Annotated in this window: 4 protein-coding genes; all 4 read left to right on the top strand. The window is 72.2% G+C overall.

The window, feature by feature from the left end:
* Window positions 1–463 precede the first annotated feature (463 nt).
* A complete protein-coding gene (locus tag ACIRBY_RS36440; protein ID WP_403908970.1) occupies window positions 464–1042 on the top strand; it encodes an Rv3235 family protein in 579 nt (192 codons plus the stop codon).
* A 61-nt stretch (window positions 1043–1103) separates the two neighbouring features.
* Window positions 1104–1604 (top strand): DUF6912 family protein, encoded by a 501-nt coding sequence (locus tag ACIRBY_RS36435; protein WP_403908967.1) that lies wholly within the window; start codon window positions 1104–1106, stop codon window positions 1602–1604.
* Window positions 1605–1618: 14 nt separating this feature from the next.
* Entirely contained in the window at window positions 1619–2287 is a 669-nt protein-coding gene (locus ACIRBY_RS36430; protein WP_403908964.1) for an HAD family hydrolase, read from the top strand.
* Between the two features lie 364 nt (window positions 2288–2651).
* Window positions 2652–7619, top strand: coding sequence for an NAD-glutamate dehydrogenase (locus ACIRBY_RS36425; protein ID WP_403908961.1), 4968 nt, complete (start codon window positions 2652–2654; stop codon window positions 7617–7619).
* Window positions 7620–7645: the final 26 nt, after the last annotated feature.

The raw sequence follows: 7645 nt of genomic DNA, 5'->3' as shown, positions 1-7645 counted from the left end.
TGTGGTCGTCTTTTGGTGCGGGTATCAGCCCCAGGCGGGGGCAGGACGCCGAGAAATGAGGAGCGCGTAGCGATCTGGGGCGCCCGCCCGCCCCGCCCCGCCCACGTCCCGACCACCCCCGGTCCCGGTCGGCCGTTCGCTCGTGCCGGGTGGGTGGGCGGGCCGGTGGATACCGAGTGTGATCGGTGCGGGGTGGGGCTGGGGGTGGGTTTTGTGGGCCGGGAGGGTGATGTGGGGGTGACCCTTTCGGGCTGGGGCGGGAAGGGCTTGGGGGTGGCTTCCAGGGCCTTTCCGGGGGGTTTCGCGTGCCCTGGGGGCAGGTTCGGGCACCCGGATAGGTGAACCTCGGCCGGGGGGTTCCGTGGGGGGTGGCGTCGGTTGCGGAGCGTGTTCGGGGGTCGTAGAAAACCCGCATCACGTTACCGCCTGGTGCCGCCGGGCACGGTTGATCGGGGGAATCGGCATGGACACCACCACGCGCGGCGCCATCGGCGGCGAGGGCAGTCGCAGCAGGCCCGGCGGGTCGGGGCGGACCCGGCCCGCCGGGCGGCGGGACCAGCGGCGGCCGGGGGCCGGGTCCCGGGCGGCGGGGGCGGGGAGCCCGTCCGCCAGCGCCGGCCCCCGGGCGGCAGCGGGGCCCGCGCCCGCCGGCCCCCGGCCGGTCGGTGCCCCCCGGCCGGTCGGGGCCCCGCGCCCCGGCGGTAGTCCGCGGGCCGGGCGGAGGGCGGGGCCGCATGACTGGTTCGCGCAGCGGATCCTGGCCGTCGTCAGCGGGCAGCGGCCCGTGCACTCGCTGCTCGGGCTGACCGTCGGGGAGGCGTACGACCAGCTGGTCGAGCTCGCGCCCAGCGGGCCGCTGCGGGACCGGCTGCGGCCCGTGCTGCGGCACTGCGGGCGGTTCCACCCGGGGCCGGGGGTCATCGAGGCGTTCGCGCGGATCGCGACCGGCGACCGGGTCTCGGCGATGGCCTTCCGGCTCGAACAGGGGGCTGATCTGCGCTGGCGGTGCGCCGCCGTGGAGATGCAGGGCCCCCGCCCCTAGGGGAGTTCGCGCGTCGCGGTCGTATCCTGAGGGGGTTTCCGACTACCGAAAGCAGCCGGCCATGCGCGTGTACGTCCCCCTGACCCTCCCCGGGCTCGCCGAGGCGCACAAGGCGGGCGAGCTGGGGCCCGCCCCGCTCCGCGCGTACGCCGTCACCCCCGGGCTGCGGGAGTGGTACGTCTCCGACGACATCGAGGAGCTGGAGTACGCGGCGCTGGGCCGTGCCGCCGCCGCCTCGCTGCGGATGCTGGCCGAGGACGCCGCCGCCCCGCGCAAGCGGGTCGTCGTCGCCGTCGACGTCGACGACAAGGCCGCCGCCGCGTCCCCGGGCGTGGACGAGGCCACCCTCGGGCAGGTGACGCTCGCCGCCGCCGTGCGGCTCACCGTGGCCGCCGCCGTGCACGTCGACGCCGAGGACGCCGAGCAGGACGTGACGGCCGCCGCCGGGGCCCTGGCGGCCGCGGACGCGGGCGACGACGACGCGCAGTTCCTCGTCGACGGGGCCGAGGACCACGAGCTGCTGTGGTTCGGCGTGCAGGAGATCCCGGGGCTGCTGGGATGAGTACGGAGATCCGGGTGAGCGCCGCTACGGCCCACATCGTGTGGGACTGGAACGGGACCCTGCTCCACGACATCGACGCCGTCATGGTCGCCACCAACGCCTCCTTCGCGGAGCTCGGTCTTGCGCCGATCACCCTGGCGCGGTACCGCGAGCTGTACGTCGTCCCCGTGCCGAAGTTCTACGAGCGGCTGATGGGCCGGCTGCCCACCGAGGACGAGTGGGCCGTCATGGACGAGGCGTTCCACCGCCACTACTGGGCGGCCGCCGCCGGGTCCGGCCTCGCCGAGGGGGCGCGGGAGCTGCTGCGGGGCTGGCAGGAGGACGGGTTCACCCAGTCCCTGCTGTCGCTCGCGCCCCACGAGAAGCTCGTGCCGCTGGTCCGCGAGCACGGCATCGACGTGCACTTCCTGCGGGTCGACGGCCGTACCGGGCCCTCGCACACCTCCAAGGCGGGACACCTCGTACGCCATATGGCCGCCATGGAGGCGGCCGGTGTGACGGCTTCCCGTACGGTCCTCGTCGGTGACGCCGTGGACGATGCGCTGGCCGCCGCCCACGTGGGCGCCCGCGCGGTCCTGTACACCGGCGGCTCGCACAGCCGGGCCAGCCTGGAGTCCGCGGGCGTCCCGGTCGTCGACAGCCTCGCCGAGGCCGTCGCCACCGCCCGTGAGCTGGCCGGATAGGCACCCCCGCACGCGGCGGCGGCCGAGTCGCTGGCCAGACTGTCCAGGTTTTACCCCGGGATTTGTACAGATGCAGTGAATGACGACCGGGGGGTGGGGCGAGATAGCCTTGTACCCGTGATCAGCGCGATAGTCCTCGGGGGCACTGACGCCCCCGGCCCGCGCCCGGCGCACGTTCGTGCCCGGGCCTTCGCTGATCCCCGCCGCCGGGACCTGTCGATCACGGTCGAAGCACTCCCCGGCGGCTCTCCCGACGACACGGCGTCGCGACCTGATCCGGACGGACTTCCCGCCTCATCGCGGCGCTTTGTCATTCCTTCCTTCCCCTACGTCACGCAATGGCGCGCGACAGGAGCCAGAGGACATGCAGACCAAGCTGGACGAAGCAAAGGCCGAGCTGCTCGCGCGGGCGGCACGGGTAGCTGAGAACAGCCCGGCCGGGGGGCTACTTCCGACTGGGTCCGAGCACGGGGAGCACCCCGGACAGGGCGCGACGCTCGCCTACCTCCAGCGCTACTACCTGCACACGGCCCCCGAGGACCTCGCGGACCGCGACCCGGTCGACGTGTTCGGCGCGGCGCTCTCGCACTACCGGCTGGCGGAGAACCGCCCGCAGGGCACGGCGAGCGTGCGCGTGCACACCCCCACGGTCGAGGAGAACGGCTGGACCTCCAGCCACTCGGTCGTCGAGGTGGTCACGGACGACATGCCGTTCCTCGTGGACTCGGTCACCAACGAGCTGTCCCGCCAGGGCCGCGGCATCCACGTCGTGATCCACCCGCAGGTCGTCGTGCGCCGTGACGTCACCGGCAAGCTGATCGAGATCCTCGGTCCCGACTGCGACGCCCACGGTCCCAAGACCGCGCGCCCCCACGACTCCCTCGTCGAGTCGTGGATCCACGTCGAGATCGACCGCGAGACCGACAAGGCCGACCTCAAGCAGATCACCGGCGACCTGCTGCGCGTCCTGTCCGACGTCCGCGAGTCCGTCGAGGACTGGGAGAAGATGCGCGACGCCGCGCTGCGCATCGCCGACGAGCTGCCGAACGAGCCGACCGCCCCGGACCTGCGCGAGTACGAGCGGGAGGAGGCCCGCGAGCTGCTGCGCTGGCTGGCCGACGACCACTTCACCTTCATCGGCTTCCGCGAGTACAACCTGGTCGACGGCGACGCCCTCGCGGCCGTCCCGGGCACCGGCCTCGGCATCCTGCGCTCCGACCCGGTCCACCACGGCCAGGAGGACGCGCACCCCGTCTCGCCGTCCTTCAACCGGCTGCCGGCCGACGCCCGCGCCAAGGCCCGTGAGCACCGGCTGCTGGTGCTGACGAAGGCCAACAGCCGCGCCACGGTGCACCGCCCCTCGTACCTCGACTACGTCGGCGTGAAGAAGTTCGACGCCGAGGGCAACGTGGTCGGCGAGCGCCGCTTCCTCGGCCTGTTCTCCTCCGCCGCGTACACCGAGTCCGTGCGCCGCGTCCCGGTGATCCGCCGCAAGGTCTCCGAGGTCCTGGAGGGCGCCGGCTTCTCGCCGTCCAGCCACGACGGCCGCGACCTGCTCCAGATCCTGGAGACCTACCCGCGCGACGAGCTGTTCCAGACCCCGGTCGACAAGCTCCGCGAGATCGCCACCTCCGTCCTGTACCTCCAGGAACGCCGCCGTCTGCGGCTCTACCTGCGCCAGGACGAGTACGGCCGCTACTACTCGGCGCTCGTCTACCTGCCGCGCGACCGGTTCACCACCGGCGTCCGGCTGCGCCTGATGGACATCCTGAAGGAGGAGCTCGGCGGCACCAGCGTCGACTTCACCGCCTGGAACACCGAATCGATCCTCTCGCGCATCCACTTCGTCGTCCGCGTCCCGCAGGGCACCCAGCTGCCCGCGCTGACCGACGCCGACGTCGAGCGCGTCGAGTCCCGCCTGGTCGAGGCGGCCCGCTCCTGGAGCGACGGCTTCGGCGAGGCCCTGACCGCCGAGCTGGGCGAGGAGCGCGCCGCCGAGCTGCTGCGCAAGTACAGCGGCTCCTTCTCCGAGGGCTACAAGGCCGACCACACGCCGCGCATGGCCGTGTCCGACCTCTGCCACCTGGAGCGGCTCTCCGCCAGCGACCGCGAGTTCGCGCTCTCCCTGTACGAGCCCGTCGGCGCGGGCCCGGGCGAGCGCCGCTTCAAGATCTACCGCGAGGGCGAGCAGGTCTCCCTGTCCGCCGTCCTGCCGGTCCTCCAGCGCCTGGGCGTCGAGGTCACCGACGAGCGCCCGTACGAGCTGCGCCGCAGCGACCGGGTGAGCGCCTGGATCTACGACTTCGGCCTGCGGATGCCGCTGTCCACCGGCAACGGCGACAGCTACCTCGGCGACGACGCGCGCGAGCGGTTCCAGGAGGCCTTCGCGGCCGTGTGGACCGGCGAGGCCGAGAACGACAACTTCAACACCCTCGTCCTGGGTGCCGGGCTCACCTGGCGGCAGGCCGTCGTCCTGCGCGCGTACGCCAAGTACATGCGCCAGGCCGGCTCCACCTTCAGCCAGGACTACATGGAGGACACCCTCCGCAACAACGTCCACACCACCCGGCTGCTGGTCTCCCTCTTCGAGGCGCGGATGTCGCCGGGCCGCCAGTCCGCCGGCACCGAGCTCGTCGACGCCATGCTGGAGGAGCTGGACGGGGCCCTGGACCAGGTCGCCTCGCTCGACGAGGACCGCATCCTGCGGGCGTTCCTGACGCTGATCAAGGCCACCCTGCGCACGAACTTCTTCCAGCCGAACGCCGCGGGCGAGCAGCACGCGTACGTGTCGATGAAGTTCGACCCGCAGGCCATCCCGGACCTGCCGGCCCCGCGCCCGGCGTTCGAGATCTGGGTGTACTCCCCGCGCGTCGAGGGCGTCCACCTGCGCTTCGGCAAGGTCGCCCGAGGCGGTCTGCGCTGGTCCGACCGCCGTGAGGACTTCCGTACGGAGATCCTCGGCCTGGTCAAGGCGCAGATGGTCAAGAACACCGTCATCGTGCCGGTCGGCGCCAAGGGCGGCTTCGTCGCCAAGAACCTGCCGGACCCGTCGGTGGACCGCGACGCGTGGCTCGCCGAGGGCATCGCCTCGTACAAGATCTTCATCTCGGCGCTGCTCGACATCACCGACAACATGGTCGCGGGCGAGGTCGTGCCGCCCAAGGGCGTGGTCCGCCACGACGGGGACGACACCTACCTGGTCGTCGCCGCCGACAAGGGCACGGCCACCTTCTCCGACATCGCCAACGGCGTCGCCGAGTCGTACGGGTTCTGGCTGGGCGACGCCTTCGCGTCGGGCGGCTCGGCCGGCTACGACCACAAGGGCATGGGCATCACGGCCCGCGGTGCCTGGGAGTCCGTCAAGCGGCACTTCCGCGAGCTGGGCCACGACACCCAGAACGAGGACTTCACCGTCGTCGGCGTCGGCGACATGTCCGGCGACGTCTTCGGCAACGGCATGCTGCTGTCCGAGCACATCCGCCTGGTCGCCGCCTTCGACCACCGGCACATCTTCATCGACCCGACCCCGGACGCGGCCGTCTCGTACGCCGAGCGCCGGCGCCTGTTCGAGCTGCCGCGCTCCTCGTGGGCGGACTACGACACGGAGCTGCTGTCGGCGGGCGGCGGCATCCACCCGCGTTCCGCCAAGGCGATCCCGGTCAACGCGCAGATGCGGGCGGCCCTGGGCATCGAGGCGGGCGTCACCAAGATGACCCCGGCCGACCTGATGCAGGCGATCCTGCAGTCCCCGGTGGACCTGCTGTGGAACGGCGGCATCGGCACGTACGTCAAGGCGACGGCCGAGACGCACGCCGACGTCGGCGACAAGGCCAACGACGCCATCCGCGTCAACGGCTCGGACGTCCGCGCGAAGGTCATCGGCGAGGGCGGCAACCTGGGCCTGACCCAGCTGGGCCGCATCGAGTTCGCCCGCAGCGGCGCCGGCGGCGAGGGCGGCAAGGTCAACACCGACGCCATCGACAACAGCGCGGGCGTGGACACCTCCGACCACGAGGTGAACATCAAGATCCTGCTCAACGCGCTGGTCACCGAGGGCGACATGACGGTCAAGCAGCGCAACAAGCTGCTCGCCGAGATGACGGACGAGGTCGGCCGCCTGGTGCTGCGCAACAACTACGCGCAGAACGTGGCCCTGGCCAACGGCTCCGCCCAGGCGTCGAGCCTGCTCCACGCCCAGCAGCGCTTCATGCGCCGCCTGGGCCGTGACGGGCAGCTGGACCGCCAGCTGGAGTTCCTGCCCAACGACCGGCAGATCCGCGAGCTGCTGAACACCGGCCGCGGCCTGACGCAGCCGGAGCTGGCCGTCCTGTTCGCCTACACCAAGATCACGGTGGCGGACGAGCTCATCCACACCGAGCTGCCGGACGACCCGTACCTGCGCCGTCTGCTGCACGCCTACTTCCCGGGCGCCCTGGTGGCGAAGTTCCCGGAGCAGGTCGACGCGCACGCCCTGCGCCGGGAGATCATCACCACCCTCCTGGTCAACGACACCGTCAACTCCGGCGGTTCGACCTTCCTGCACCGTCTGCGGGAGGAGACCGGGGCCTCGCTGGAGGAGATCGTCCGGGCGCAGCTGTCGGCCCGCGAGATCTTCGGCATGGCCGAGGTGTGGGACGCCGTCGAGGCCCTGGACAACCGGGTCGCGGCCGACGTCCAGACCCGGATCCGGCTGCACTCGCGGCGTCTGGTGGAGCGCGGTACGCGCTGGCTGCTGAACAACCGGCCGCAGCCGCTCCAGATCACCGAGACCGTGGAGCTGTTCAGCGCGCGGGTGGCGCAGGTGTGGGCCGAGCTGCCGAAGCTGGTGCGCGGTGCGGACCTGGAGTGGTACCAGTCGGTGATGGACGAGCTCACCGGCGAGGGCGTGCCCTCGGAGCTCGCGGCGAAGGTGGCCGGGTTCTCGTCGGCCTTCCCGACGCTGGACATCGTGGCCACCGCCGACCGTACGGGCGTGGACCCGCTGGCCGTCGCCGAGGTGTACTACGACCTCGCCGACCGGCTGGACATCACGCAGCTGATGGACCGGATCATCGAGCTGCCGCGGTCGGACCGCTGGCAGTCGATGGCCCGCGCCTCGATCCGCGAGGACCTGTTCGCGGCGCACGCGGCGCTGACGGCGGACGTGCTGTCGGTGGGCAACGGGGACTCGACTCCCGAGGAGCGCTTCAAGGCGTGGGAGGAGAAGAACGCGGCGCTGATCGGCCGGGCGCGGACGACCCTGGACGAGATCCGGGGCTCGGACGACTTCGACCTGGCGAACCTGTCGGTGGCGATGCGCACGATGCGGTCGCTGCTGCGGGTGCACGGCTAGTCGCGCGGGCGCACGGAAACGGGCCG

The organism is Streptomyces sp. NPDC096136, from assembly GCF_044763325.1.
Classification (GTDB): domain Bacteria; phylum Actinomycetota; class Actinomycetes; order Streptomycetales; family Streptomycetaceae; genus Streptomyces.
Note: the sequence above shows the minus strand (reverse complement) of the source record. Positions and strands in the feature narration are given on the sequence as shown.

What these genes read in the sequence shown, in the direction of transcription:
- ACIRBY_RS36440 (WP_403908970.1), top strand. Translation starts at nt 464, where the DNA reads ATGGACACCACCACGCGCGGCGCCATCGGCGGCGAGGGCAGTCGCAGC.
- ACIRBY_RS36435 (WP_403908967.1), top strand. Translation starts at nt 1,104, where the DNA reads ATGCGCGTGTACGTCCCCCTGACCCTCCCCGGGCTCGCCGAGGCGCAC.
- ACIRBY_RS36425 (WP_403908961.1), top strand. Translation starts at nt 2,652, where the DNA reads ATGCAGACCAAGCTGGACGAAGCAAAGGCCGAGCTGCTCGCGCGGGCG.